Origin of the sequence: Bradyrhizobium sp. Ai1a-2 (assembly GCF_000426245.1) — a bacterium.
Lineage (GTDB): Bacteria > Pseudomonadota > Alphaproteobacteria > Rhizobiales > Xanthobacteraceae > Bradyrhizobium.
On record NZ_AUEZ01000030.1, the window covers coordinates 53,659 to 78,743 of the forward strand.

The window sequence follows — 25,085 nt, forward strand, 5'->3', positions numbered from 1 at the left end:
CGATTCATATCGATGGGCATTTCTGCCCACCAAGCCGAACGAAGCGTCGTTCAAGATTATGCGCGACGTAAGAGCAGATAAGTGCAACCGCGCTTGAGCACGATTACGCGTTTCAAAATTTGGAGAACGAAGATGATTGCGAACCAGCTATTGCAGAAGCTTGCGACGATCTACCAGGGTGAAGAAATCCGGTATCCGCAACTACGCGCCGTCACACTGGCGCAGTGGATCCTGGAAAGCGGGCGCGCCACGTCGAAACTCGCCAAACTGCACTACAATTTCGGTGGCATCAAATGGCGAAGGGAAATGGCGCCGTTTGCGACCAGGATCGCATACGAGGCGAGCGATGGGGTCGGCTACTACTGCAAGTTCGCCACGATCGAGAGTTTCATCGCGGGATACTGGGCCTTTCTCAATCGGTCACCCTACACCGGCTGGGAAGAACAAGTGGAAACCGCCGAGGAGTTCATCCGCTTTATCGGACCGATCTACACCCCGACGACGGGATACGTCGACAAAGTGCTTGACCTGGTCCCGGAAGCGCAAAACCTCCTGAACTCGGTCGGAGGAGAACTCTCCCTGATTGCGGAAGGAAGCCTGGCCGCGTCAGCAACGGACCTTGGCACGATCGTCATCGATCCCGGCCACGGCGGCACTGTCAATTTGACTGGCAGTTCCGCCAATAACGCCATCAGCAAGAGCGGCGTGAAAGAAAAGAAACTGACCCTGGACTTCTGCCTGACTCTTCGCGAGGAGTTGCTTCGCCAAACAGCGAGCGCGGGCGAGAGCATCAAGGTCGTGCTCACGAGGACCACCGATGTCAACCTTTCCGGCCCAGATCGCGCCAGAACGGCGTTCACCAACCGTGCCAAACTTTTCCTGTGCCTTCACTTCAATGGACTGGAGGACGCGTCAATCCGAGGCACCGAGACGTTCTTTCGTGCTGCAGCGAACACCAATCTGAACCTGCAGGACGATATCGCCTTCGCCACGGATGTGCACAATGCCCTGTTCGGCGCTTTCAAATCCCTCGACGCGCGCGCAAAGGACCGCGGGATCAAGCCCGATACCGAATCTGGTCCCGGATCGCTGGGCGTAATGAACGACCATTCCCTCGGTAACGACCAGGTGCCGGCGAACAAGATGTGCCGAAGCGCCTACATCGAAGCCGAATTCATAACCAATGCGGCGGTTGACAAGCTCATCGTTTCCGGTCCGGAAGCGGTTCCAAACCGTACCAAGCTGATGGCTGCCGTAGCACAGGCGATACGCAGTCACATGCGCGGCATGCTCCGGGGAGTTGAACTTGCCACGCCACATTCCGTGTCTGTGTAAGCGCGCCTGCGGCGAAAGATTCCCACACAGTGTGATCCAGTTCACAAAGTCCCTCGCCGAGGGCGTGCTTTGGTCTCAACTGGGAAAAACCTTGGGATCGCGGGCATGATTTACGGCGCCTTTGAGATCAACTCATTCGAGGCAGGGAAGGGGCTATGGCACGCCAGGATTCAACGAGCCGATCGCGAGCCGGTCGTCATCGATGGCATCTCGTTTCCGACACTCGAGCTCGGCTTTGCGTGGTCCGATCCGGATGCGGCGATCGCCCACGCGAAAGCGCAGATCGACCGCCACGGCCAGCGCTATGGGGTGACCTCAACCGGACCGTCGCCGACCTCGCGATAGTCAGCCGCGCCTTGGTCGCCACCGCGCCGCGGTGCGAGGCCGAGCCGACACCGGCGCTTCCGCCCGCGCCGCCATTCCTGAAGAACTGCCCGGAATGCGACGCCGAGCTTGCCCTGCTCCGCACGATTCCCGGCCGGGCCGCCGAATACTGGGCGATGCGCTGCACCGGCTGCGGCGGGATTCATCTCAACATCGTCGAGAACAGCCCACCCGCCTGCTGAGCTCGTGGTGTAGCCGCGAGTCACCTCGCCCCGCTCTTCGCGGGGAGAGGTCGGCGCGCAGCGCCGGGTGAGGGGTGACGCCGCAATCACGGTGACTGACGATGAGGGCTGACGCTGCCCCATTTGGGCTCGGTTCGAGCAAGCGGAGACAGCCCTCACCCGGATTTGTCGCTGCGCTCCAAATCCGGCCTCTCCCGCAAGCGGGAGAGGCGAAGGAGCCACGCCGCAGTTCCGTCCCCTGCTGACAACTGCTGACATGGCGGCGCGCGGGCGCGTTTGCCCTTTCACGCCGGCGGTTTCAGTCCCATATTCGCCCCATGGCGAAGAAACCTGACACTCCCAAAAAGCCCGGCAAATCCCCCAGATCCAAAGCACACCGGCCCGAGGTCCTCCCGATCGCGCCGGCGCTCGCCGAGCTTTTGAACCCCGCCATCAACCGCGGCGAAAGCGGCATCGGCTCGTCCACGGGCCTGCAGCCGCCGCCGGACAATTCCCGCGACCGCCGCGCCGGCGGCGAGGCCGCGGCGCACCGGGCGCGGGCCTCGACGCCGAAGGAATTTCCGGGCGATCGCGCAGCCCCGGCCGACCAGCGCGAAGGCGGCTTCGACGAAGCACCGCAGGCAAATTACGGCACCGCCGCGACGGTGCCGATGCTCGACCCGGAGCTGGCGCGACAGCTCGGCCTGCCGACCGCGGAAGACGACGAGGAGGCACTGGCCCGCCCGCCGCGCAGCAAGACCGAAGCACTCGGCGTCAAGGCCACGGCCGATGCGCTGGAGGCGCTGATCCGCGAAGGCCGTCCCGAGTTCCGGAAAGACGACGGCTCGATGCGGGTGTGGACCCCACACCGCCCGCCGCGCCCGGAAAAGTCCGAGGGCGGCGTCCGCTTCGAGATCAAGTCCGACTATCAGCCGAGGGGCGACCAGCCGACAGCGATCGCCGAGCTGGTCGAGGGCATCGACCGCAGCGACCGCACCCAGGTGCTGCTCGGCGTCACCGGCTCCGGCAAGACCTACACCATGGCCAAGGTGATCGAGGCCAGCCAGCGCCCTGCCCTGATCCTGGCGCCGAACAAGACGCTCGCCGCGCAGCTCTATGGCGAGTTCAAGAATTTCTTCCCGGACAATGCTGTCGAGTACTTCGTCTCCTATTACGACTACTACCAGCCCGAGGCCTATGTGCCGCGGACCGACACCTATATCGAGAAGGATTCCTCGATCAACGAGCAGATCGACCGCATGCGCCATGCCGCGACGCGCGCGCTGCTCGAGCGCGACGACGTTATCATCGTCGCCTCCGTCTCGTGCATCTACGGTATCGGCTCGGTCGAGACCTATACCGCGATGACGTTCGCGCTGAAGAAGGGCGAGCGCATCGACCAGCGGCAATTGATCGCCGACCTCGTCGCGCTGCAGTACAAGCGCACCTCGGCCGATTTCACCCGCGGCACCTTCCGTGTGCGGGGCGACATCATCGACATCTTCCCGGCGCACTATGAGGACCGCGCCTGGCGCGTGAACCTGTTCGGCGACATCGTTGAGAACATCGAGGAGTTCGACCCGCTCACCGGCCACAAGCAGGACGAGCTCGAATTCATCAAGATCTACGCCAACTCGCACTATGTCACGCCACGGCCGACGCTGGTGCAGGCGATCAAGTCGATCAAGAGCGAACTGAAGATGAGGCTCGACCAGCTCAACGACCAGGGACGCCTGCTGGAAGCGCAGCGGCTGGAGCAGCGCACCACCTTCGATCTCGAGATGATGGAGGCGACCGGAAGCTGCGCCGGCATCGAGAACTATTCGCGCTACCTCACCGGCCGTCGCCCCGGCGAGCCGCCGCCGACGCTGTTCGAATATGTGCCCGACAATGCGCTTGTCTTCGCCGACGAGAGCCATGTCAGCATCCCGCAGATCGGCGGCATGTTCCGCGGCGACTTCCGCCGCAAGGCGACGCTGGCCGAATACGGTTTCCGCCTGCCCTCCTGCATGGACAACCGTCCGCTGCGGTTCGAGGAATGGGACATGATGCGGCCGCAGACGGTGGCGGTCTCGGCCACGCCGAGCGGGTGGGAGCTCAACGAGAGCGGCGGGGTGTTCGTCGAGCAGGTGATCCGCCCGACCGGCCTGATCGATCCGCCGGTCGACATCCGCCCCGCGCGCACCCAGGTCGACGATCTCGTCGGCGAGGTCCGCGCGACCGCCGCGGCGGGCTATCGCAGCCTGATCACTGTGCTGACCAAGCGCATGGCGGAGGACCTCACCGAATATCTGCATGAGCAGGGCATTCGCGTCCGCTACATGCACAGTGACATCGACACCATCGAGCGCATCGAGATCATCCGCGACCTCCGCCTTGGCGCGTTCGACGCGCTGGTCGGCATCAACCTGCTGCGCGAGGGCCTGGACATTCCCGAATGCGCGCTGGTCGCGATCCTCGATGCCGACAAGGAAGGTTTCCTGCGCAGCGAGACCTCGCTGATCCAGACCATCGGCCGCGCCGCGCGCAACGTCGACGGCAAGGTGATCCTCTATGCCGACAGCATGACCGGCTCGATGGAACGCGCGATCGCTGAGACCAATCGCCGCCGCGAAAAGCAGATGGAATACAATGTCGCCAACGGCATCACGCCGGAGAGCGTGAAGAAGTCGATCGGCGACATCCTCAACTCCGTCTACGAGCGCGACCACGTGCTGGTCGAAGTCGGCCAGGACGGCATGACGGAAGACGTGATCTCGATCGGCCACAATTTCGAGGCCGTGCTCGCCGACCTCGAAACAAGGATGCGCGAAGCCGCCGCCGACCTGAACTTCGAGGAAGCCGCCCGCCTGCGCGACGAGGTCAAGCGCCTGCGCGCCACCGAGCTGGCCGTCGTCGACGATCCCACTGTCAAGCAGCGCACCGTGCAGGGCAAGGCCGGCGCCTATGCGGGCACCAGGAAATACGGCGACGCCGCCAACCTGCCGGTCAGCGCGATGAAGAAGAAGAGCGTGACATCGGCCATCAAGGCCGGCGGCAGCTCCGGCTCAAAGGTCCACAAGCCCCATCTCGACGAGATGCACGGCCCAGAGTCCCTCCCCTTCCGCCCGAACCCCGCTGCCAGGCCAGCAAAGCCGTTCGGCGGCGAAAGCAGGATCATCCAGCCGACCGACTCGCGGCAGTCAGGCCCGGAGTTCGGGCCAGCGCCGCGATCGAGCGGCGGCACGCCGGGACGTCGCGGCGGGTGGAAGAAGCGGTAAGCCGTGACCCGCGCCGAGCTTCTCGCCTTCCTGCAGAAGCATCGGCTCGCCGTTGTCAGCACGATTGGAGCTGCGTCGCCGCAGGCCGCCGTCGTCGGCATTGCTGTCACCGACGCGCTCGAAATCATCTTCGACACGCTCACAACCTCGCGCAAATACACCAACCTTCGCGCCGACCCGCGCGTCGCGCTGGTGATCGGCTGGGACGCCGAACAGACCGTGCAATATGAGGGCATCGCCGACCTGCCTGCCGGCGCCGAGCTTGATGCTTGCAAGCAAATCTATTTTGCAACCTGGCCCGACGGCCGCGCGCGCGAGCAATGGCCCGACATCGCCTACATCCGCATCCGCCCGCACTGGGTGCGCTACAGCGATTTCGCCATGACGCCGCCGCGGATCGAGGAGATGAAGGTGAAGCTAGGTGATGCGAACGAGCAAGACGTTTAGCTCCCGGGCGTCCTATCGCGAGTCCAGGCGCGACGCCGACAGCGCAACCGCATCACCAGATCTTGGCGAGCGAGTCTATAGGCTTCTCGTCGCCGCCGACCGCCGAGTAATTGGGGCGACGAAGTGCGTGAAAAGAAGAGAGAGCGGCGATGCGCTGAACTCGGCACGGCTCTTGGAAGAAAATGGTGTGCCGCCGGGATTACCTCAGCTGAGCCTCACATGACGAGCTAAGGGAGTGTGGAGAAAGGCTGGATACCGCCCAACCGGGGGTTCTCGAACTCGGTAAAACGTGATAACAGCAGCGCTTTACCAACAATCTAAGATTGTAGAAATGACAGAATTGACAAGCGCACTCGATCGCATTTGCGGCGGATATTCAATTCTTTTTCTTGGGTCTGGTTTTTCTGCTCATGCCCGAAACGGAGAGAACGAGTTTCTCCCTGCAGGTGGAAAGCTCCTTTCACTTCTGAAAGCAGCCACGAAGATCGTCTCTGACTACCCGCTCGACATTCTTTCCCGCGAATATGTTGAGCAATATGGGGAGCACGGCTTACTACAGCTGTTGCAATCACAATTGACTGCTCGATCGGTGTCGGGCAGCCAGGAGCTAGTTCTCACGTTACCGTGGAGGCGCATCTATACGACTAACTACGATAACGTCCTTGATCTTTGCGCCGAGAACATCAATAAGAAAATCGCTCCCGCGACTCTGCGAGACAAAGCGAATCACGATCGGCGCCTCACACAGTGCGTGCACCTAAATGGCCGACTTGCGGCCGTTTCGCTGAACAACTTCTTACAAGAAATAAAGCTGACACGAGCGTCGTACTTAACCGACACGTTTCTAAATACGGGCTGGTTAACAACTTTCAGGAATGACTTGGCGCTAGCCACTTCGGTTTTTTTTATTGGCTATAGCATGTACGATATTGATGTTGCTCGGATTGTCTACGAGGACCCGACCCTTAAGGAGAAGACATTCTTCGTCGATGCAAGCAACTTGGATCCAATAATGGCTCGCGAGCTCGGTCAATTTGGGACGGTTTTTCCAATCGGCCTCGATCGTTTTGCTGAAGCGTGCATCGCGCACAAGCCACCGCACACTGAGCAACGCCCTTTTACGGCATTTCACACCTTCTCTTCACCTTCGAGCACCGAAACGGTTAAGGGAGACGACGTTCTCTCTTTGCTCATCAAGGGCGAAGTGCGCCAGGATCTTATTCCTGCCACCGTGGCGGGGCGACCCAAGTATCTCGTTAGCCGTACCGCTGTAAGCGATATTTTGACGAAGATAAAGAACGGAGGAAAGAGATTTCTTGTTCACGCCGATCTTGGTAACGGCAAAACGACCTTACTTCATCTCCTGAAGTTCAGGCTGGCGCAAGAAGGATTTTCCGTCCTCGAACTTAAACAAAGCTTCGATACTGCAGATCCTGACATTCATCTGATTGCAGCTGCGCAAACGCCTGACGTCGTGATCATCGAAGACATCTATCGCAACAGCGACGCTGTGAAGAAGATCTGTTTCGCGGCTCCCAACGCTATCGTAATCGCTACTGCCAGAAGCAACGTTTTCGACCTTCGAAACAATGAAGTTGAGGAGATATTTGACCGAACCTACGAAGACTTCTTTCGAGCGTTTACTGAAGCACATGGATTGTTGATGAAGCAGGCTCGCACTGAGCCAAACGCGTACTACCCGTTTAAGGTAGCAAGATCCTACAAAGAGTATGTTGCGCAGAACCTCGATCGGCTCACCCCGGAGCAGCAATCCGTGATCAAAGGGTCTGTTAGCCAAATGATCGCGCAGATAGACAAGGGCTCGCGACATGTTATGCGCTATCGATTAGTTCAAGAGTGTCGTGTAGATCTCGCGGAAACGCTCCAGACGCTCTCTTAAACCGCGTGGGGGCCATCTACAGAATCGAGCGAACGTCAAGAGATGTTCGACGCGACTTTGGGCAGACGATTTTTGCGCGGCGATGGGCCGCATAACTGCAGTTCGTTGTCGGTGCGCTGCGACGCGCGAAGCACTAACTCGGAATATCGCACCAAGAATGCCCGTCATTGCGAGCGGAGCGAAGCAATCGATCTCTGCGCGCGGCACCATGGGTAGCTTCGCTCCGCTCGCAATGACGATGTGGAAGCAGTGGGTGCGACAAAGTAACCCGACGGGCAAATCAGCCAAAGTCTGTCCAGCCCTGACGCGAAAAATATTCCGCTTAACCCGTCGGGCAAATCAGTGATTTAACTCCGCGCGTCTCACGGCGGATGAGGGGCGGCTCGCGATCGTCACGAACGTTGCGGTGAGATGCGGTGGACGCGATGCGTGCGACTGACGAGCGCATGTAACGCGGACGGCGAAGTCGTGTGGTCCTGGCGCCCCGACGCTGGCGCTAAGCCTTTCGCGCGAACTTTGTTCGCGCTTGAGATGACGGTGGCAAGAAAGCCCGGTCACCGGGGAGAGCACGAAGTAAGCCGTAAACCATCGCGCAGGGAAAGCCGGTGTTGCTCCGGTTGACCTGTGGTCCTACCCCCGTGCTTTTTGTTGCACGGGGCCCATGGGTGCAACCGGCACCCGGCTTTCCCTGCGCCCTCTGATATCGAGGAGGGTGAAACGAACGCAAATCTCGGGCGCAAAGCGTCGCGAGAACGCGAACTCGCATCCGCTATTTGAATCGGACGTAGGATGGGTAGAGCGAAGCGAAACCCATCTTTCGCGCAGCTCGCTACCAAAGCTGATGGGTTTCGCTTCGCTCTACCCATCCTACGAGGCTGCTGTTTGACATTTGAATCAGAAGCCTTTCCGTCGTCGTCCTGGCGAAGGCCAGGACCCATAACCACAGACTCTCGTCGTGTGCTCCGCTGCAACCGCTTGCTCGCGCCACAACATCTCCCTGCGGTTATGGGTCCCGTCTTTCGACGGGACGACAGCGGAGTGAGACGCGAGAGCGCCGGGCAACTCTGCGAGCGGCGAGCGACGAACGACGGAACAACACCTCCCCCATTAATTCCCCGCAAGATTGAACCTCGCCGGCGCTCGCGTGACCAACTACGCGGGATGTTGCCGACGACGGGGCTGACAAGACATCATGAAAATCGCGTTGCTCGCGCTCTTGGGTCTGGCATTCGGGGCGCTGGGCGGCGCTGCGCTCGGCATCAGTGCCGGGCTTGCCTGGATCGAAATCTTCAAAACCCCGAATTTTGAAGGCCATAGCGGCGTGCTGGTGTTCTTCACCGTCATGCCGCTGGGAGCTGTGATCGGCGGCATTGGCGGCGCACTGCTGTTCGCCGTGCTTGCGATTCGCGACGCTGGGATCGCGATCGAGCACGAGCATGTGGGCCGTTCCAACCGCTGACGACGGATCCAGGCAAAATCCCGCAAGAAACTCTGCATTTGTGCAATGCAAAAATAACAATTGCGTTGTGGCGTAGCCGCTCTATTTGAAACGGGAAATTTGAAGTGCAGCAATCTGGCGCGGCGTCGGTGCGGACGCCCTTTTGCCATTGCTGTTTTGCAATCCAGATTCGGGAAGACGATAGATGACAGAGCATAGTCTCTGGCGTTTTTCGCGCGCATTTCATCGCGCGATCAACGAACGCCAGTTCGCGGATATTGCCGCCCTGCTTGATGAAGATGTCGAATGGGCGATCTATGGACCGATCGACCTGTTTTCCTTCTTCGGCGCGCGTCAGGGCAAGGCCGCCGCGCTCGAGGTGATCAGGCAGATCGCCGAGAACTTCCGCGTCCATCGTTTCGATCGCGAGTCCATCATGCTCGGCGTCGACTCCGCTGCGTCGATGATGCGCTATTCGCTGACCGCGCAGGATTCGGGCAAGCCGATCGCGGTGCGGATCGCGCACTTCGCGCAATTCCGCGGCGGCCTGCTGACCCGTTTGCGCGTCATGGTCGACAGCTTCGACCTGGTCGAGCAGACCGTGGGCTATCCGATCCACCTGCCGCGGATCGCAGCGATGCATTAGCGCGTCGGTTCGCGTTAAGAAAACGCGACAAAATAAGCATCCATTGCAGTTTCGTCGTACCCGGGCGTTTCCCGGGTATCCAAATGCCTTCCTTTTGCCAGCCCCGGGAAGGCGCGGGTGGCCGGGACATCAGCCTGAGCAGTTTCACGCTTTTGTGCCCGGCCACGACGGTCCGATCCGTGCTACATGCTGTCGCGCCGGACAACAGCATCGCCGTCACAAATTTGCGCTATGGTGAGCGTATCGCTCTGGCTGGAATGCGGGCTGCGGGAATGACTTTCAAACGACGATCTGGCTGGGCGTGGACGCCGCTATTGGCTGCGGGCTTTGGTTTCGCGATGCTGTTGCCGGCGACGGCGCAGACCTCGCCGCAAATTTCTCCCTGGAGCGGCATCGAAGCTGAGACACCGGCCTCCGATGAGGCAGCGCCGGAGCCCGAGACAACTGGCGCCGACGTAATGAAGGACGTCGATGTCGACAAGCTCGACTGGAGCCTGCTCAGCGCCGACGCCTCGTCTTCCGATGTCGTGCTGTCGCCGAAGAAGGCCGCCGCGCCGAGGAAGGCGGACGGCGGTGGTGCGGCATGGTCGTCGAACAACAATGCGAACGGCACGTCCGCAGTCTCGGTCAAGCAATCGATCTCGCCATTCTGGGACACGCGGATCGGCGCCGACATGACGGTCGCGCCGCAGGGCACGCTGACCAATTCGGAATTGCTGTCGGAACGGCTCGCCAATGGCGGCAGCCTGCCGCAATCCTCCGGCACTGCCTGGGCAGCGATCACCGCTCCGGGCGTTGCCTCGATCTGGGACAAGACCTCGGTCGAGGCCCGCGTTGATCCCGGCACCGACCAGACCAGGTTCGGGACCTCGATCAGCAAGTCGGTGCCGTTCGCCGACCAGTATTCGCTGACGCTGCAGAACGGCTACAACCTGATCCAGCAGGGCATGGTGCCGGTGCCCGGTATCGTCAGCCATCCCTCGCGGAGCTACGAGGCCGATCAATCGGCGAGGCTAAGCATCAACGACAGCGGAACCAGCTTCATTGCCGGCCAGACACTGGCGACCGGCGATGACAGATGGCTGCATCGGATCGGCGCCGAGCAGAAGCTGTTCGACGGCGTCACCATCTCCGGCTCGATCGGCGAAAGCGCCCAGGGCCCGGCCAACAAGAGCCTGACGGCCGGGTTCAAGCGCAGCTGGTGAGGCCGGCCGCGGTCGCAATCCCTTAAGGAATGATCGAACCATTGCCGCAACTTGGCCTAGATGCGGCCAAAATCGGACGTCCATAGTCGCCTTTCACGTCGTCGTGCGGCGGGGGCCCTTCCGCGCTCGCGTCATTGCGTAACAGAGGAATAGCCGATGAACGCTACCAATCGTTCCGAGCAAGTTGAACAGGAAACGGAAGAGACGGAAATCGACAACAACCTCGCCGCCGTCTCGGACGTCGAGGCCGGCATCCGCGAATTCGTGCGCAACGATATCGCGTATCTGCGCCGGCCGCCGCAGGTGAGCACGGAACCACTCGAGCCCAATACCGAGGCTACCGTGAACAATGTCAACTCGCTGATCCAGCGCGTCGCCGGCACGTCGCTCGCGGAGATCGAGAAGTTGATCTCCGAGCTCGAAAGCCTGCGCGACCTCCTGCATGCCGAAGGCCAGCGCGTCCAGCGCGAGATCTCGGGCTACGCCCAGCTCAGCCAGGCCGCGATGAAGTCGACCCGCATGATCGCCGACAACGTCACGCAGTGGAAACGCGCCGCCGACGGGCTGCGCAACAGCTGATCGCGGCGATCGCTAAGAGTTCATGACCGCCGCATCACCCGTGCGGAGGATGCGGCGGTTTCTATTTGACTAAAATGATTTGAACGATAAAAGCGCAGCGCGCGACCGAGCATGATGGGGAAAAGATCATGCTCAAACTTAGAGCGTGATGATTATTTGACTTGAGCGCGTTCGTTTCGATCCGGATCGCGCCGCGACGGATGCCGCTTTGGCAAGCCGTTTCTTGGGGAAAACAGCACTGATGCAAAGCGTTCGGCCCGACAACACCGATCCCATCCCGCTGCGGCAATCGACGCACAGTGTCGGCACCATCATGCTCCGCTTCGTCGGATTGCTGATCGCGGCGACCGTGGTGATGGTGTTGATCTGGAGCCGCTGACGCCTTCGCAACGGCCCGATGACTATAGATTCTAGTCTGACGCGGTTTCTTCACGCGAACAAGTGTCCACCCTCGGATCAAGTCCGAGGCAGGCTTCGCTCGAAAACGCTCGTATGGTTATCAGAAGCTGAAGATCAGCGCCGGACGGTCGCGCTGCTCTCGAGCGTGAAGGCGCCGTCGGCATAGCCCTTCACCACCATTCCGGTGGTCAGCATCACCGCAACCGTGACGGTCGCGAAAATAGCGCCCAGAACTTTCAGTCCGACACGGTCTGCCATAGTCGTCCCCACAGTGCTTACCCTTGGGTCTGATATGGCCGGCAGAAAGTTCAAAATGGGTTAGCAAATAGATCGTGTCCGGGATTCGTCGAATACGGTTAAAGAGCCGGAAGGTTCCCGTGACCACGCAGGCCGGGTTTCAGCCTATGTTCCGGCGCGGAACAAAGGCGGTGGCGAGGAACGAGAACACGACTTCGCCGTGCTGGTTGGTGCCGGTGTTGCGGCCCTGCAGGATGCCCCATTCGGGACGCTTCTCGGAGGTGCGCTTGGTCTCGACCACATTGACGTAGCTGATGGTGTCGCCGACCAGGACCGGCTTGATCCAGCGCAGCTCGCGAAAGCCCGGCGAAGGTCCCCACACCGCGACCTCCTGCCCGCGCGCGGCGGCCTCCTGCGCCAGACGCTTGCCGTCGGCCACCAGGAGCTTCATGCAGACCGAGGCGACGTGCCAGCCTGATGCCGCCAAACCGCCGAACAGCGACTTTCTTCCTTCCTCCTCGTCGAGATGAAAGCGCTGCGGATCGAACTGCGCCGCGAAGCGCTTGATGTCCTCGGCGGTGAAGGTGAACGAGCCGAGCTCGCGCCGCGCGCCGATATCGATATCCTCAAAGAAGCGCATCGATGCTACCCCGCCACCGCTTCCGCTCGCCGCGCGACGATGATCGGCGACTCCATCTCGCACAACACCACGCCGGCCGCGTTACGCACCGTACACTTGAAGGTGACGATGCCGGTCGAAGGCCGGCTGCGCGAGACCCGCGCCTCGACCACATCGACGTCCAGCGTCAAATCGTCGCCCGGGCGCAGCGGCGACATCCAGCGCATCTCGTTGACGCCGGGCGAGCCGAGCGACGCCGTGCGGCAGATAAAGCCGTCGGCCAGCATCCGCATCGTGAGCGAGCCGAGATGCCAGCCCGAGCCGGACAGGCCCTTGAGCATCGATCGTTTCGCCGCCTCTTCGTCGAGATGCATCGGCTGTGGATCGAACTCGGCGGCAAAGGCCAGGATCTCCTCGCGCGAGACGTGGCGCGGACCGAAGGTGCCGAAATGGCCTATCTTGAAATCTTCGAAAGTGAGCGTGGTCATGTTGGGGATTTCGGAAGAAAGGGGCCTGATTGTGGCCGTTATTTGCGGCAATCTCAACCCGCCCGGCCGCATGGCTTACTTTCAAGCGAGATCACCATAGCGGGGGAGCCCCGTCCTTGCGTACCGCTCCCCGACTTGCCCGGACACAGGTTCGGAGTTAGCCCTGCTTCGGCGCGACTCAAGATCGATTGGCCGGGAGAATCCACCGATGTTCGATTTTCAGGATCTGTTTCAGTGGGACCGCTTCATCACTCCCACGATCATCAAGACATTCTACTGGCTGGTCATCGGCGTGATCGTGCTGTTCGGCATTTACGGAATCCTCTGGAGCCTGGCCGCCATGGCGATCAGCCCGTTCGGCGGCTTCATCCTGCTGCTTGCCTCGCTCACCAGCATCGTGGTCGGCATCGTGCTCTCGCGCATCGCGGCCGAATTCATCCTGATTGTGTTCCGCATCAACGAGCATCTCGGCGCAATCCGCGACCAGGGCGGGATGCGGTAGGGACCTCGCTTCGTCATTGCGAGCGAAGCGAAGCAATCCATACCGCCGCTTGCGGAGCGATGGATTGCTTCGTCGCTGCGCTCCTCGCAATGACGGCGAAAGGCGGTGATCAGGTATTGAACCTGAAATGCATCACGTCGCCGTCGGCGACGACGTACTCCTTGCCTTCCAGGCGCAGCTTGCCGGCATCGCGGGCGCCGGCTTCGCCGCCAAGCGCGACATAGTCGTCATACGCGATGGTCTCGGCGCGGATAAAGCCCTTCTCGAAATCGGTATGGATCACGCCGGCCGCCTGCGGCGCCTTGGTGCCGCGGTCGATGGTCCAGGCGCGCGCCTCCTTCGGGCCGACAGTGAAATAGGTGATCAGCTGCAGCAGCTCGTAGCCAGCGCGGATCAGGCGGTCCAGGCCGGCTTCCTCGAGCCCGAGCGTGTCCAGGAATTCGGCGCGCTCTTCGCGTGACAGCGTTGCGATCTCGGATTCGATCTTGGCGGAGATCACGACGGCGACCGCGCCCTCTTTCTTCGCCTGCTCGAACACCTGTTTCGAGAAGCTGTTGCCGTCCTTCGCCGAGCTCTCCTCGACATTGCAGACATAGAGCACCGGCTTGGAACTCAGAAGCCCGAGCATGCGGAAAGCGCGCTCCTCTTCCGGCTTGCGCTCGAGCGCACGCGCGGGCCGTCCCTCACGCAACAGCACCAGCGCGCGGTTGACGAGATCGAGCTGTTCCTTAGCGTCCTTGTCGTTGCCCTTGGCCTTCTTGGTGAGGTTGTCGACGCGCTTCTCGAGGCTGTCGAGATCGGCGAGCATCAATTCGGTTTCGATGGTCTCGATGTCCGCCAGCGGAGCGATCTTGCCCTCGACATGGGTGATGTCGGAATCCTCGAAGCAGCGCACCACATGCGCGATCGCATCGACTTCACGGATATTGGCGAGGAACTGGTTGCCGAGCCCTTCCCCCTTGGAGGCGCCGCGGACCAGTCCGGCAATGTCGACGAAGGTGAGCCGCGTCGGAATGATCTGCGCCGACTTTGCGACAGCCGCGAGCTTGTCGAGCCGCGGATCAGGAACGGCGACCTCGCCGACATTCGGCTCGATGGTGCAGAACGGATAGTTGGCCGCTTGCGCGGCGGCCGTCTCCGTCAGCGCATTGAACAGCGTCGACTTGCCGACATTGGGCAACCCGACGATCCCGCATTTGAATCCCATCGTACTTTCCGATCTCCCGCGCGAATGTGCAGCGGCTGAATTGACCGAGGTCGCCCTCGATGACGAGCGTTACTTTTCGCCCTCTTCCTTGCTGTCGAAGAAACCCTTCGCCTGCATCGTCAGATGCACCTTGTTCTGGAACGACGAGTCCTGTCCCGCTGCCAGCAGGCCGGCATTGTCGGCGACCGCCTCGCAGAGCGCCTCGACCCACGGCCGGTCGCTCTTGGCAAAATCCGACAGCACGTGACTGTGCACGAGCTCCTTGATCCCGGGATGACCGATCCCGAGCCGGACACGGCGATAGTCGTTGCCGATATGCGCGGAGATGGAGCGCAAGCCGTTATGCCCGGCGATACCGCCGCCGACTTTGACGCGCACCTTTGCCGCCGGCAGCTCGAGCTCGTCCTGGAACACGGTGACGTCGCCGGCTGAAAGCTTGAAGAAATTCTGCGCTTCCTGCACGGCGCGCCCTGACTCGTTCATGTAGGTGGTCGGCTTCAGCAGCACCACCTTGTCACGGCCGAGCAGGCCTTCGGATGTCTCGCCCTGAAAGCGGCGGCGCCATGGTGCGAAACCATGACGCCGCGCAATCTCATCGACGGCCATGAACCCGATGTTGTGCCGGTTATTCGCGTATTTCGCGCCGGGATTACCGAGGCCAACAAAGAGTCGCATGACGCGGCATCCCGCGCTAGCGCGCTATCACTTCTTCTTGTCGCCACCGGCCGGTGCCTTGGCAGCACCCGCCGCTGGAGCCGCAGCACCCGCTGCCGGAGCAGCCGCACCTGCAGCCGGAGCCGCAGCGCCCGCCGCCGGGGCCGCACCTGCCGCTGCCGCCTTCTGCTCTTCGGCGTAGCCGGACGGCGGCACGATGGTGACCAGCGTGGCGTCCTCGCGCGACAGCGCCTTCACACCCTTTGGCAGCTTGATGTCGGACAGATGCAGCGAGTAGCTGATTTCCAGCGCACCGACATCGGCATCAATGTACTGCGGAATGTTCTCGACCGAGCATTCGAGATCGATCGTGTGGGTGACGATGTTGACGGTTCCGCCGCGCTTCACGCCGGGCGCCGTTTCCGCATTGATGACGTGCAGCGGAACACTGACGCGGATGGTGGCGCCTTCGCCGAGCCGCATGAAGTCGACATGAAGCGGGAAGTCCTTCACCGGGTCGAGGTGATAGTCGCGCGGAATCACGCGGTGCTTCTTGCCGTCGAGATCGATGTCGAACAGCGTCGTCAGGAACCGGCCTGCGAGGATGCGCTGGCGCAGCTCGCGGTCGTCGACCGAGATGGTCAGCGGGGGCTTGTTGTCACCATAGATCACTCCGGGAACTTTCCCGGCGCGACGCTCAGCCCGGGCGGCCCCCTTGCCGCTCTTCGGACGTGCGGTCGCCTTCAATTCCTTGACGGTCGCCATCAGTCTAAGTCCTTGTTTTCCAAAAAGTTAAAGGCCGCATCGCGGCCCGTTTCGCGTGCCGCAGCAAGCCTCCAGGGGTGCGGGGGCTGCGGACGTGGCGGGCTTTTAGCCCCAAAGGGCCGAAATGACAAGGAAAATGCCCGGGCTTACGGACGACCCGTAGCCCGGGTGAAGCGCAGCGAAACCCGGGGTCATCGAGCCCGCAGTGAGTTTTCCCGGGTTGCGCTGCGCTCCACCCGGGCTACGGAAGATCAAGTCCCTCCGAGTTTGGCCTCCAGCGCCGCGATCCGCACCTTGAGCGCCTCGTTTTCCTCGCGCGCCAGGCGCGCCATGTCCTTCACCGCCTCGAACTCCTCGCGCCGGACGACATCGAGGTCGCGCAGGACGCGTTCGGCCTGGTTGCGCATGACCGAGTCAACTTCGCGCTTGACGCCTTGGGCGGCGCCGGCGGCGTCGTTCATCAGGCGGCCGATCTCGTCAAAAAACCGGTTCGTGGTCTGGGTCATCTAGCTCTCCGCACTCCCTTGGCGATCAAGACAATGGCTATCAAAAGCGCGTGGTTCAAGGCCGCAAATGACCCATGATGCCGCTCGCCTTGTCATGCTCCGGTTTCCTTGCAATCGTATTCAGCGCCCAAGGACAAAGAATCGCAAACCAAAGAAACGCCCATGATAGACCAGCAGATCGATATCCCGACCAAAGACGGCAAGACCACCACTTTCATCACCCATCCCGAACGCGGCGGCCCGTTCCCCGTGATCATCTTCTACATGGATGCGCCGGCAATCCGCGAAGAGTTGCGCGACATGGCGCGCCGGCTCGGTACGTCCGGTTACTATGTGATGCTGCCGAACCTCTACTACCGCGCCGGCGCCATGGAGCTCGGGCCGATCAATCCCGATCCGGAATCGCCCGAGCGCAAACGCATGTTCGAATTGATGAACTCGATCAACATCCCGATGGTGATGGAGGACACCAAGGCCCTGCTCAGCTATGCCGAGGGCGAGGCCGCCGCGAATACGCGCATCGTCGGCACCGTCGGCTATTGCATGAGCGGGCGCTATGCGATCAACGCGGCGACGCATTTTCCCGATCGCGTGAAGGCCGCCGCCTCGGTCTACGGCACGCATCTGGCGACCGACCAGCCCGACAGCCCGCATCTGGCAGCCGAGAAGACCAAGGCCGAGCTCTATTTCGCCTGCGCCGAGACCGACATCTACGCGCCGGTCGAGATCATCGAAAAGGTGCAGGCCGGCATGAAGGGATCGAACAACGAGGTCGAGATCTATCCCGCCACCCATCACGGTTTCGCCTTCCCGAAGCGCCCGGTCTATCACCGCGATGCCGCCGAGCGGCACTGGGAGCGTCTGCTGGCGCTCTACCGCCGCAATCTTTCTGCATAGCCATAGCCCGAGGCGCGATGCCCTTCCTCTTGATCGATTTCCCCGTGTTCAATCCGATCGCAATCTCGATCGGGCCGATCGCGATCCGCTGGTACGCACTCGCTTACATCTGCGGCATCGTGATCGGCTGGATCTACGCGCGGCAAATGATCAAGAACGAAAAATTGTGGGGCGGGCCCGCGCCGATCACGCTGACCCAGATGGACGACTTCATCCTCTGGGTCACGCTCGGCATCATCGTCGGCGGCCGCACCGGCTATGTGCTGTTCTACAACCTGCCGTTCTTCATTCAGCACCCCGCCGAGATCTTCGAGCTGTGGAAGGGCGGCATGTCGTTCCATGGCGGTTTTCTCGGTTGCGTCGTCGCAGTGATGTGGTTTGCGCGCCGAAATCACGTCCCGACCCTGTCGCTCGGCGACATGACCACCGCGGTGGCGCCGATCGGCCTGTTCCTCGGCCGGCTCGCCAACTTCATCAACAGCGAATTGTGGGGCCGGCCCGCGGATCCGAGCCTGCCCTGGGCGATGGTGTTTCCCAACGGCGGACCGCTGCCGCGGCATCCGAGCCAGCTTTATGAAGCCGGGCTCGAGGGCATCCTCCTGTTCACGATACTGGCGGTGATGATCCGGATGGGTGCATTGAAGCGGCCCGGCCTCGTGCTCGGCAGCTTCATTTTGATCTACGGCATCGCCCGCATCATCGGCGAACACTTCCGCGAGCCCGACCCGCAGCTCGGATTCCTGTGGGGCGGGCCAACCATGGGAATGCTGTTGTCAGTGCCGATGGTCATTGTCGGCATTATCATGGTTGTGATGGCTTGGCGCCGCAGGGCGCCACAGCCGGTACCGAATTCGATTTAAGGCTGGATGTGACCGAAGTTTCGCCGCTGCTGTCCGAGATCAAGAAGCTGATCAAATCATCCGGCCCGATGCCGGTCTGGCGTTACATGGAATTGTGCCTGATGCATCCGGAGCACGGCTATTACGTGTCGCGCGACCCGCTGGGCCGCGAGGGCGATTTCACCACTGCCCCCGAGGTCAGCCAGATGTTCGGCGAGCTCCTGGGCCTGTGGTCAGCATCGATCTGGCGCGCGATCGGTTCACCGTCAGTGTTGCGGCTGGTCGAGATCGGCCCCGGCCGCGGTACCATGATGGCGGACGCGTTGCGGGCGCTCCGGGTGCTACCGCCGCTCTATCAGGCGCTCAGCGTCCATCTGGTCGAGATCAATCCGGTGCTGCGCGAGAAGCAGCGCGCGACCTTGGGCGGGGTCCGCGACATCACCTGGCATGAGAGCATCGACGACGTGCCTGACGGCCCGGCGGTGATCCTCGCCAATGAATATTTCGACGTGCTGCCGATCCACCAGGTCGTGAGGCACGAGAACGGCTGGCACGAACGCGTGATCCAGCTCGACAGCAACGGCAAGCTCGCATTCGGCACCGCGCCCGAGCCGATGCCGCGCTTTGACCTGCTGCTGCCGCCGCTGGTGCGCGCGGCTCCTTTGGGCGCGGTGTTCGAATGGCGGCCCGACACCGAGATCATGAAGCTCGCCCGCCGCGTACGCGACCAGGACGGCGCCGCGTTGATCATCGATTACGGCCACATGCGCAGCGACGCCGGCGACACCTTCCAGGCCATCGCCCGCCACAGCTTTTCCGATCCGCTGAAGAACCCGGGCCAGGCCGATGTCACCGCCCATGTCGATTTCCAGGCGCTGGCACGCGCCGCCGAAGATGTCGGCGCACGCGTCCACGGCCCGGTGACGCAGGGCGAATTCTTGAAGCGCCTCGGCATCGAGGCGCGCGCCGCGGGATTGATGGCAAAGGCCACGCCCCAAATCGCGGACGAGATCGCCGGCGCGCTGAAACGATTGACCGACGGCGGCCGCGGCGGCATGGGCTCGATGTTCAAGGCAATGGCGATCTCCGACCAGGAGCTCACCTCGATCGCGGGCCTGAGCGATTACCCACAGGACGCGCACCGTTCATGACCCTGGCATCCCCACTGCTCTCAGCCATCCCCGGCCTGCGCCACGCCTTTTTCTCGCGCGAAGGCGGCGTGTCCGAGGGCATCTATGCCGGCCTCAATGGCGGCATCGGCTCGAATGACGATGCCGCCAACGTCGCCGAAAACCGCCGGCGCATGGCGGCGCACATCGGGGTCGGGCCCGACCGCCTGCTCACGCTCTATCAGGTGCATTCGCCCGATGTCGTGGTCGCCGACACGCCGTGGGCGAGCGATGCGCGGCCGAAAGCCGACGCCATCGTCACCCGCACCGAGAACCTTGCGATCGGCATCACTGCGGCTGATTGCGGCCCGATCCTGTTCGTCGATCCCAATGCCCGCGTGATCGGCGCGGCACATGCCGGCTGGAAGGGCGCGCTGACCGGCGTATTGGAATCGACCGTCGAGGCGATGGAGAAGCTCGGCGCCGACCGCAGCGGCATCGTCGCCGCGATCGGACCCTTGATCCGCCAGCACTCCTATGAAGTGGGCCCCGAATTCCTCGCGCGTTTTCTGGAGGCCGATGCGGACAACGCCCTCTTCTTCCTGCCCGGCGAACGCGAAGGGCACGCGATGTTCGACCTCGGCGGCTACATCCGGATGCGGCTGGAAAACGCCGGTATCCTGATGATCGACGACATCGGGATCGACACCTATTCTGACGAACGCTTCTTTAGCTACCGGCGCTCGGTGCATCGGAAAGAAGGCGATTATGGCCGCCACGTTCACGCCATCGCCCTGGAAAAATGACCGCGGCCGGTGGAAGTGCTTAAACTTCAACGAAAATTTCGATCAACGCCAGGAATTCGGTCGAACAGGGCTGTGGCCTCGCCGCCCTAGACCTTAACGTGTTTTAACGATATCCCGGAGGTGATGGTCACCCTTTCCCGAATTGCGCGCGCCGCAATGGCCGCTGTGTTGCTGATTGCTGCCTGCGCGCTCGGCGGCTGCGCCAACGGCGGCGCGGCGAGCAATGCCTATGCAATGGCCGGGAGCGGCGGCAACGGTGCGACGGTCGCGTTCGAATCGATCGACGGTCCGCCGCCGCAGGTGTTCGATCGCATGGTAGGCGTGCTCAGCAGTGAATCGAAGCTCCGCGACCTTGCGATCGTCTCGCGCGAAAGCGCAGCCGCCTACCGCGTGCGTAGCTATCTCTCCGCGCAGGTCGTGCGCGGCAAGACCGTCATCGCCTGGGTCTGGGACGTTTATGACGCCAACCAGGAGCGCGCGCTGCGACTCTCCGGCGAAGAACCGGCCGGCAAGACCGGCCGCGACGCCTGGGCTGCCGCCGACGACCTCGTCCTGCGCAAGATCGCGCAAGCGGGCCTGAGCGGCCTGACCAGCATGATCAATGGCGGCCCGAGCGATGCGCCGCCCCCGGCCTCGGCGCCCAGCCGGCAGGGACCTGCGGTCGCGAGCGCTCCCGAACCGGAAGAATCCGGGGTGGTCGCGCTCGGGTACAGCGCTAACTAAACGTCCGGGATCGTCAAAAACCTGTCATTTTTTCGCCGGGATAACGGGTGTGACGGGTTGCCGCTGCCCCCCTCGCCTGATATCTCGTCGCCCATCGAAACCCGCCGGTTCTGTAGGTACTTGAGATGTTGGACATGGTATCGAGCAAACCCCGGGGAGAAGCGTCCATGTCGGCCAAGAACGGCGCGATCAAGCTGGTAGCTGGCAATTCCAATCCCGTGCTGGCGCAACAGATCGCCGAAGGGCTCGGGATGTCCTTGACCAAGGCGGTGGTCCGGCGCTTCGCCGATATGGAGATCTTCGTCGAGATCCAGGAAAACGTCCGCGGCTCCGATGTCTTCATCCTGCAGTCGACCTCGTTTCCGGCCAACGACCACCTGATGGAACTCCTGATCATCACCGACGCGCTGCGCCGGGCTTCAGCCCGCCGCATCACGGCGGTCGTGCCCTATTTCGGCTATGCGCGACAGGATCGTAAATCGGGCTCGCGTACCCCGATCTCGGCGAAACTGGTCGCCAACCTGATCACCCATGCCGGCGCCGACAGGGTGATGACGCTCGACCTGCATGCCGGCCAGATCCAGGGCTTCTTTGATATTCCGACCGACAATCTCTACGCTTCGCCGGTGATGGTGCGCGACATCCGCGAGCGCTTTGCGCTGAGCAATGTGATGGTGGTGTCGCCCGACGTCGGCGGCGTGGTCCGCGCGCGCGGCCTCGCAAAGCGCATCAACACGCCGCTGGCCATCATCGACAAGCGTCGTGAGCGGCCGGGCGAGTCCGAAGTGATGAACGTGATCGGCGACGTCGCCGGCTACACCTGCATCCTCATCGACGACATCGTGGATTCCGGCGGCACGCTGGTGAACGCGGCCGACGCCCTGATCGCCAACGGCGCCAAGGAAGTGTTCGCCTATATCACCCATGGCGTCTTGTCCGGCGGCGCCGCGGCCCGCATCGCCTCGTCCAAGCTGAAAGAGCTCGTCATCACCGACTCGATCCTGCCGACCGAGGCGGTGAAGAATTCCGCCAACATTCGCACCCTCTCGATCGCCGGCCTGATCTCCGAGGCGATCGCCCGCACCGCTGCGGAAGAGTCGGTGTCGAGCCTGTTCGACTGAAATTCCTGATTTTGTAGGGTGGGCAAAGGCGCTCGCGCCGTGCCCACCATCGACATTCCGCTCGTAATGGTGGGCACGCTTCGCTTTGCCCACCCTACGATTCCACAATCAACCTACCCCACGATCCCCGCGGCAACCTGGCCACGCAGGCGTTCGAGGCTGTGCAGTGTGCTGGCACAGGCCTCCGCGACCTCGACGCCCTTGATGGCGAAATGCTTGCGGAAGAAATCGTAATGCACCTCGGTCTCGTGGAACTGCTGCGGCGTCAGCACGGCCGAGAACACCGGCACCTCCGTGCGCAACTGCACGTCCATCAGCGCCTTGATCACGGTGTCGGCGACGAATTCGTGGCGGTAGATCCCGCCGTCGACGACGAGACCAGCGGCAACGATCGCCGTGTAGCGGCGCGTCTTGGCGAGGATCTGCGCGTGCAGCGGGATCTCGAACGAGCCCGGCACCTCGAACACGTCGATATTCGTGACGTGGCGCGCCTCCATCTCGGCGAGGAAGGCGATGCGGCATTCCTCCACCACGTCGCGGTGCCAGGACGATTGCACGAACGCAACGCGCTGAGGCTTGGCGAAACGCGGATGCGTGGGCGCCGGCGGCGGCTCGGGAGTCGCCGGAGTGGTAGCCGCGGGCGATTGGACTTCTTCGGCTTCGGGAGTTTGAACTTCGGCTTCTTGCAACATCTGATTCATGGCTTTCCTCTTTCAGGACCAGAATCAGGGCATACGGAAAACGACTGTAGCCACGCGCGATGGCGAGGCTGCCGCAACCGTTCTCTTTCATCCGGACTTTAACCGTCGGCTTCGGAATTGCACCGAATCTGCTGACCCTTCCTCCTGGGAGGAGAAAGGCGCTCGCGGGCTTGGGCCGTCAGGCCCTTACCGCCGGTGGGGACTTTCACCCCGCCCTGAGAACATCGGCCGCCCGGAATGGACGACCTACCCTAAAGCTATTGCCAAACCCCGGAGCGCGGCAAGGTCCTTGGCATGGCGAATCGGCATGTTCCCCATGTGCCCGGCGCGAGCCTTGACGATCTCTGGCGACCGCTTGGCGACTCTTGAATGCCCTGACCGGAGCCGAAACGCGCGCCGCGTGCGTTAACGATTGCGACGATCGCGCAAATCCGATTCCGGTTTGTTCTCGCGTTAATAATTGTGGCGGAGATCAGCTGTGGACGAGCGCGCCTTTGGCTGTGGACGGACTCGGGGCCCGGTTGCGCGGATTCCGCAAATCACATCACTTCATTCTCGCAAGCCTCGGAGTGATCGGGAAGGCGAAGGAGGGGCCTGCAGTCGGCAACCATGCGTTATCTGGTGCAGGCCGGCCTTCCACGTGCGTACCAACAAAGTCAGAAGAACAAGGGTCGAGACGGCATGTCCCTCCTCGAAGGCATAATCGATTCCGAGAACAATCCGCTCGCGGTGGTCGAAGATATTGCATCCGATAACAACTGGGCGTTCGAGCGCGCCGGCGACGAAGTCACAATTGTCTCCAAGGGCGACTGGACCGACTATCAGCTCTCCTTCACCTGGATGAGCGAGATCGAGGCACTGCATCTGGCCTGCGCCTTCGACATGAAGATTCCGCCGGCGCGCCGCCCTGAGGCGCAGCGGCTGATCGCCGCCATCAACGAGCAATTGTGGGTCGGCCATTTCGACCTGTGGACCCACACCGGCATGATCATGCATCGCCAGGCGCTGGTGCTGCCCGGCGGGTTGAACGCATCGACCGCGCAATGCGAGAGCATGCTGGTCGGCGCCATCCATGCCTGCGAGCGCTACTACCCGGCCTTCCAGTTCGTGGTGTGGGCCGGCAAGACCGCCCAGGAGGCGATGAGCGCCGCGATGTTCGAGACCGAGGGCGAGGCTTAAGGAACACGCGCCGTCGTCCCGGCGCGGGCCGGGACCCATACCGCGTGATGTCGCCATTCGGCTAAAATGCTTGTCGTGCGTTCTGTGCCTGACTAGAAACGCCGGTGGTTATGGGTCCCGGCCTGCGCCGGGACGACGATCATGGTGGCGCCCTTGAGCAACAACACCCTGCAAAATATTCCCGGCACGATCGCGCTTGCCGGCGCGGGCAAGATGGGTGGGGCGATGCTGACCGGCTGGCTCGCCGGCGGCCTCGATGCTTCGCGCGTCGTCGTGATCGACCCGCAGCCATCGACCGAAATCAGCGCCCTTGCCACCAAGGGCGTCCGTCTCAATCCCAAGGACGCCGATCACGTCGACACGCTGGTGGTCGCGGTCAAGCCGCAATCGTTCCGGGACGCCGGCGCGGCGCTCAAATCGCTGGTCGCGCCATCGACGCTTGTCGTCTCGATCATGGCCGGAACGACCATCGCCGCACTGGAAGAGGTCTGCGGCGGCGCGGTGGTGCGCGCGATGCCGAACACGCCGGCCTCGATCGGTCGCGGCATCACGGTCGCGGTCGCCGCGAGCAACGTCAGCGCCGCGCAGCGCGCGACCGCCGACGCGCTGTTGCGCGCGACCGGCGCGGTCGAATGGGTCGACGACGAAGGTCTGATAGATGCTGTGACCGCGGTCTCCGGCTCCGGCCCGGCCTACGTGTTCCTGCTTGCCGAAGAGCTTGCGCGCGCCGGTGTCGAGGCCGGATTGCCGGAAGAGCTGGCGACCAAGCTGGCGCGCGCGACCGTCGCGGGCTCCGGTGAATTGCTGCATCGCTCGGACTTGCCGGCGGCAACCTTGCGTCAAAACGTCACCTCGCCGGGCGGCACCACCGCCGCCGCGCTGGAAGTGCTGATGGCCACCGATGGCTTGCGGCCGCTGATGATCCGCGCGATCGCAGCCGCGACGAAGCGGTCAAAGGAATTGGCGAAATAGCGGGAT

General features: G+C 62.4%; 28 protein-coding genes and 1 riboswitch. Of the genes, 20 read left to right on the forward strand and 8 right to left on the reverse strand.

All coding sequences use genetic code 11. The features are described 5' to 3' along the window. Positions 1-132: 132 nt before the first annotated feature. The 11 genes from K288_RS49650 to K288_RS54180 all read left to right on the forward strand — a co-directional run bounded on the left by K288_RS49650 (position 133) and on the right by K288_RS54180 (position 11,734). Positions 133-1,335 carry an N-acetylmuramoyl-L-alanine amidase gene (locus K288_RS49650; RefSeq protein WP_027581124.1) on the forward strand — a complete coding sequence of 401 codons (1,203 nt, stop codon included), beginning with the start codon at positions 133-135 and terminating at the stop codon, positions 1,333-1,335. A 105-nt stretch (positions 1,336-1,440) separates the two neighbouring features. Next, complete coding sequence (locus tag K288_RS0119785) at positions 1,441-1,680, forward strand: hypothetical protein (protein ID WP_043160254.1); 240 nt, start codon at positions 1,441-1,443, stop codon at positions 1,678-1,680. Positions 1,681-1,691: 11 nt separating this feature from the next. Continuing rightward, a complete protein-coding gene (locus K288_RS45980) occupies positions 1,692-1,901 on the forward strand; it encodes a hypothetical protein (protein WP_043160256.1) in 210 nt (69 codons plus the stop codon). Positions 1,902-2,218: 317 nt separating this feature from the next. Next, positions 2,219-5,140, forward strand: coding sequence for an excinuclease ABC subunit UvrB (gene uvrB / locus K288_RS45985; RefSeq protein WP_084799661.1), 2,922 nt, complete (start codon positions 2,219-2,221; stop codon positions 5,138-5,140). Between the two features lie 3 nt (positions 5,141-5,143). Continuing rightward, a complete protein-coding gene (locus K288_RS0119800; RefSeq protein WP_027581126.1) occupies positions 5,144-5,587 on the forward strand; it encodes a pyridoxamine 5'-phosphate oxidase family protein in 444 nt (147 codons plus the stop codon). Positions 5,588-5,918: 331 nt separating this feature from the next. Then, complete coding sequence (locus K288_RS0119805) at positions 5,919-7,487, forward strand: SIR2 family protein (protein WP_027581127.1); 1,569 nt, start codon at positions 5,919-5,921, stop codon at positions 7,485-7,487. Positions 7,488-8,679: 1,192 nt separating this feature from the next. After that, complete coding sequence (locus tag K288_RS0119810; RefSeq protein WP_027581128.1) at positions 8,680-8,946, forward strand: hypothetical protein; 267 nt, start codon at positions 8,680-8,682, stop codon at positions 8,944-8,946. Between the two features lie 184 nt (positions 8,947-9,130). After that, positions 9,131-9,571 (forward strand): nuclear transport factor 2 family protein, encoded by a 441-nt coding sequence (locus tag K288_RS0119815; RefSeq protein ID WP_027581129.1) that lies wholly within the window; start codon positions 9,131-9,133, stop codon positions 9,569-9,571. A 272-nt stretch (positions 9,572-9,843) separates the two neighbouring features. Further along, positions 9,844-10,776, forward strand: coding sequence for a hypothetical protein (locus K288_RS0119820; protein WP_027581130.1), 933 nt, complete (start codon positions 9,844-9,846; stop codon positions 10,774-10,776). Between the two features lie 156 nt (positions 10,777-10,932). Continuing rightward, a complete protein-coding gene (locus tag K288_RS0119825; RefSeq protein WP_027581131.1) occupies positions 10,933-11,355 on the forward strand; it encodes a hypothetical protein in 423 nt (140 codons plus the stop codon). A gap of 241 nt (positions 11,356-11,596) precedes the next feature. Continuing rightward, positions 11,597-11,734, forward strand: coding sequence for a hypothetical protein (locus K288_RS54180; protein ID WP_201449699.1), 138 nt, complete (start codon positions 11,597-11,599; stop codon positions 11,732-11,734). A gap of 134 nt (positions 11,735-11,868) precedes the next feature. Here K288_RS54180 and K288_RS54185 read toward each other — a convergent pair whose 3' ends face one another. The 3 genes from K288_RS54185 to K288_RS0119845 all read right to left on the reverse strand — a co-directional run bounded on the left by K288_RS54185 (position 11,869) and on the right by K288_RS0119845 (position 13,098). After that, positions 11,869-12,012: a hypothetical protein gene (locus K288_RS54185; RefSeq protein ID WP_027581132.1), complete on the reverse strand. Its 144-nt coding sequence runs from the start codon at positions 12,010-12,012 to the stop codon at positions 11,869-11,871. 139 nt (positions 12,013-12,151) lie between these two features. Next, complete coding sequence (locus tag K288_RS0119840) at positions 12,152-12,631, reverse strand: MaoC family dehydratase (RefSeq protein ID WP_027581133.1); 480 nt, start codon at positions 12,629-12,631, stop codon at positions 12,152-12,154. Between the two features lie 5 nt (positions 12,632-12,636). Beyond that, positions 12,637-13,098 (reverse strand): MaoC family dehydratase, encoded by a 462-nt coding sequence (locus K288_RS0119845; RefSeq protein ID WP_027581134.1) that lies wholly within the window; start codon positions 13,096-13,098, stop codon positions 12,637-12,639. 208 nt (positions 13,099-13,306) lie between these two features. On the opposite strand from K288_RS0119845, the gene K288_RS0119850 reads away from it, so the two are divergent. Then, positions 13,307-13,600 (forward strand): DUF4282 domain-containing protein, encoded by a 294-nt coding sequence (locus K288_RS0119850; RefSeq protein ID WP_027581135.1) that lies wholly within the window; start codon positions 13,307-13,309, stop codon positions 13,598-13,600. 109 nt (positions 13,601-13,709) lie between these two features. On the opposite strand, the gene ychF is transcribed toward K288_RS0119850, so the two are convergent. From ychF to K288_RS0119870, 4 genes are all read right to left on the reverse strand, one after another. Further along, entirely contained in the window at positions 13,710-14,807 is a 1,098-nt protein-coding gene (gene ychF, locus K288_RS0119855; protein ID WP_027581136.1) for a redox-regulated ATPase YchF, read from the reverse strand. Between the two features lie 69 nt (positions 14,808-14,876). Then, positions 14,877-15,482 (reverse strand): aminoacyl-tRNA hydrolase, encoded by a 606-nt coding sequence (pth, locus tag K288_RS0119860; RefSeq protein ID WP_027581137.1) that lies wholly within the window; start codon positions 15,480-15,482, stop codon positions 14,877-14,879. A 27-nt stretch (positions 15,483-15,509) separates the two neighbouring features. After that, the gene (locus K288_RS0119865) at positions 15,510-16,226 is read right to left on the reverse strand and encodes a 50S ribosomal protein L25/general stress protein Ctc (RefSeq protein WP_027581138.1); all 717 of its coding nucleotides are present in this window, start codon (positions 16,224-16,226) and stop codon (positions 15,510-15,512) included. A gap of 251 nt (positions 16,227-16,477) precedes the next feature. After that, positions 16,478-16,732 carry an accessory factor UbiK family protein gene (locus K288_RS0119870; RefSeq protein WP_027581139.1) on the reverse strand — a complete coding sequence of 85 codons (255 nt, stop codon included), beginning with the start codon at positions 16,730-16,732 and terminating at the stop codon, positions 16,478-16,480. Between the two features lie 162 nt (positions 16,733-16,894). On the opposite strand from K288_RS0119870, the gene K288_RS0119875 reads away from it, so the two are divergent. From K288_RS0119875 to K288_RS0119900, 6 genes are all read left to right on the forward strand, one after another. Further along, entirely contained in the window at positions 16,895-17,629 is a 735-nt protein-coding gene (locus K288_RS0119875) for a dienelactone hydrolase family protein (protein WP_027581140.1), read from the forward strand. 17 nt (positions 17,630-17,646) lie between these two features. Continuing rightward, positions 17,647-18,489, forward strand: a complete 843-nt coding sequence (gene lgt, locus K288_RS0119880) for a prolipoprotein diacylglyceryl transferase (RefSeq protein WP_027581141.1) — start codon at positions 17,647-17,649, stop codon at positions 18,487-18,489. An 8-nt stretch (positions 18,490-18,497) separates the two neighbouring features. After that, entirely contained in the window at positions 18,498-19,619 is a 1,122-nt protein-coding gene (locus tag K288_RS0119885; protein ID WP_027581142.1) for a class I SAM-dependent methyltransferase, read from the forward strand. Next, positions 19,616-20,383, forward strand: coding sequence for a peptidoglycan editing factor PgeF (gene pgeF, locus K288_RS0119890; protein WP_027581143.1), 768 nt, complete (start codon positions 19,616-19,618; stop codon positions 20,381-20,383). Before K288_RS0119885 ends, pgeF begins: the two co-directional genes overlap by 4 nt. 156 nt (positions 20,384-20,539) lie before the next feature. Next, complete coding sequence (locus K288_RS0119895; protein WP_244443184.1) at positions 20,540-21,106, forward strand: hypothetical protein; 567 nt, start codon at positions 20,540-20,542, stop codon at positions 21,104-21,106. Between the two features lie 167 nt (positions 21,107-21,273). Beyond that, on the forward strand, positions 21,274-22,227 hold the full coding sequence (locus tag K288_RS0119900) for a ribose-phosphate pyrophosphokinase (protein ID WP_027581145.1): 954 nt from the start codon (positions 21,274-21,276) through the stop codon (positions 22,225-22,227). 113 nt (positions 22,228-22,340) lie between these two features. Here K288_RS0119900 and K288_RS0119905 read toward each other — a convergent pair whose 3' ends face one another. Continuing rightward, entirely contained in the window at positions 22,341-22,928 is a 588-nt protein-coding gene (locus tag K288_RS0119905; protein WP_027581146.1) for a 6,7-dimethyl-8-ribityllumazine synthase, read from the reverse strand. 75 nt (positions 22,929-23,003) lie between these two features. Beyond that, a riboswitch (FMN riboswitch) is annotated at positions 23,004-23,155 on the reverse strand. 454 nt (positions 23,156-23,609) lie between these two features. On the opposite strand from K288_RS0119905, the gene K288_RS0119910 reads away from it, so the two are divergent. Both K288_RS0119910 and proC read left to right on the forward strand, forming a co-directional pair. Beyond that, positions 23,610-24,107, forward strand: coding sequence for a YbjN domain-containing protein (locus tag K288_RS0119910; protein WP_027581147.1), 498 nt, complete (start codon positions 23,610-23,612; stop codon positions 24,105-24,107). 141 nt (positions 24,108-24,248) lie between these two features. Continuing rightward, positions 24,249-25,079 carry a pyrroline-5-carboxylate reductase gene (gene proC / locus K288_RS0119915; protein WP_152535596.1) on the forward strand — a complete coding sequence of 277 codons (831 nt, stop codon included), beginning with the start codon at positions 24,249-24,251 and terminating at the stop codon, positions 25,077-25,079. Positions 25,080-25,085: the final 6 nt, after the last annotated feature.

Bases quoted from the DNA above. Each gene is read 5' to 3' on its own strand.
- K288_RS54180 (WP_201449699.1), top strand. From the start codon at position 11,597: ATGCAAAGCGTTCGGCCCGACAACACCGATCCCATCCCGCTGCGGCAA.
- K288_RS0119810 (WP_027581128.1), top strand. From the start codon at position 8,680: ATGAAAATCGCGTTGCTCGCGCTCTTGGGTCTGGCATTCGGGGCGCTG.
- K288_RS0119865 (WP_027581138.1), bottom strand. From the start codon at position 16,226: ATGGCGACCGTCAAGGAATTGAAGGCGACCGCACGTCCGAAGAGCGGC.
- K288_RS0119910 (WP_027581147.1), top strand. From the start codon at position 23,610: ATGTCCCTCCTCGAAGGCATAATCGATTCCGAGAACAATCCGCTCGCG.
- K288_RS0119845 (WP_027581134.1), bottom strand. From the start codon at position 13,098: ATGACCACGCTCACTTTCGAAGATTTCAAGATAGGCCATTTCGGCACC.
- pth (WP_027581137.1), bottom strand. From the start codon at position 15,482: ATGCGACTCTTTGTTGGCCTCGGTAATCCCGGCGCGAAATACGCGAAT.
- K288_RS0119840 (WP_027581133.1), bottom strand. From the start codon at position 12,631: ATGCGCTTCTTTGAGGATATCGATATCGGCGCGCGGCGCGAGCTCGGC.
- K288_RS0119785 (WP_043160254.1), top strand. From the start codon at position 1,441: ATGATTTACGGCGCCTTTGAGATCAACTCATTCGAGGCAGGGAAGGGG.
- ychF (WP_027581136.1), bottom strand. From the start codon at position 14,807: ATGGGATTCAAATGCGGGATCGTCGGGTTGCCCAATGTCGGCAAGTCG.
- K288_RS0119825 (WP_027581131.1), top strand. From the start codon at position 10,933: ATGAACGCTACCAATCGTTCCGAGCAAGTTGAACAGGAAACGGAAGAG.
- K288_RS0119875 (WP_027581140.1), top strand. From the start codon at position 16,895: ATGATAGACCAGCAGATCGATATCCCGACCAAAGACGGCAAGACCACC.
- K288_RS0119895 (WP_244443184.1), top strand. From the start codon at position 20,540: ATGGCCGCTGTGTTGCTGATTGCTGCCTGCGCGCTCGGCGGCTGCGCC.
- K288_RS0119820 (WP_027581130.1), top strand. From the start codon at position 9,844: ATGACTTTCAAACGACGATCTGGCTGGGCGTGGACGCCGCTATTGGCT.
- K288_RS0119815 (WP_027581129.1), top strand. From the start codon at position 9,131: ATGACAGAGCATAGTCTCTGGCGTTTTTCGCGCGCATTTCATCGCGCG.
- K288_RS0119905 (WP_027581146.1), bottom strand. From the start codon at position 22,928: ATGAATCAGATGTTGCAAGAAGCCGAAGTTCAAACTCCCGAAGCCGAA.
- pgeF (WP_027581143.1), top strand. From the start codon at position 19,616: ATGACCCTGGCATCCCCACTGCTCTCAGCCATCCCCGGCCTGCGCCAC.
- K288_RS0119870 (WP_027581139.1), bottom strand. From the start codon at position 16,732: ATGACCCAGACCACGAACCGGTTTTTTGACGAGATCGGCCGCCTGATG.
- K288_RS49650 (WP_027581124.1), top strand. From the start codon at position 133: ATGATTGCGAACCAGCTATTGCAGAAGCTTGCGACGATCTACCAGGGT.
- K288_RS54185 (WP_027581132.1), bottom strand. From the start codon at position 12,012: ATGGCAGACCGTGTCGGACTGAAAGTTCTGGGCGCTATTTTCGCGACC.
- lgt (WP_027581141.1), top strand. From the start codon at position 17,647: ATGCCCTTCCTCTTGATCGATTTCCCCGTGTTCAATCCGATCGCAATC.
- K288_RS0119850 (WP_027581135.1), top strand. From the start codon at position 13,307: ATGTTCGATTTTCAGGATCTGTTTCAGTGGGACCGCTTCATCACTCCC.
- proC (WP_152535596.1), top strand. From the start codon at position 24,249: ATGGTGGCGCCCTTGAGCAACAACACCCTGCAAAATATTCCCGGCACG.
- K288_RS0119900 (WP_027581145.1), top strand. From the start codon at position 21,274: ATGTCGGCCAAGAACGGCGCGATCAAGCTGGTAGCTGGCAATTCCAAT.
- uvrB (WP_084799661.1), top strand. From the start codon at position 2,219: ATGGCGAAGAAACCTGACACTCCCAAAAAGCCCGGCAAATCCCCCAGA.
- K288_RS0119805 (WP_027581127.1), top strand. From the start codon at position 5,919: ATGACAGAATTGACAAGCGCACTCGATCGCATTTGCGGCGGATATTCA.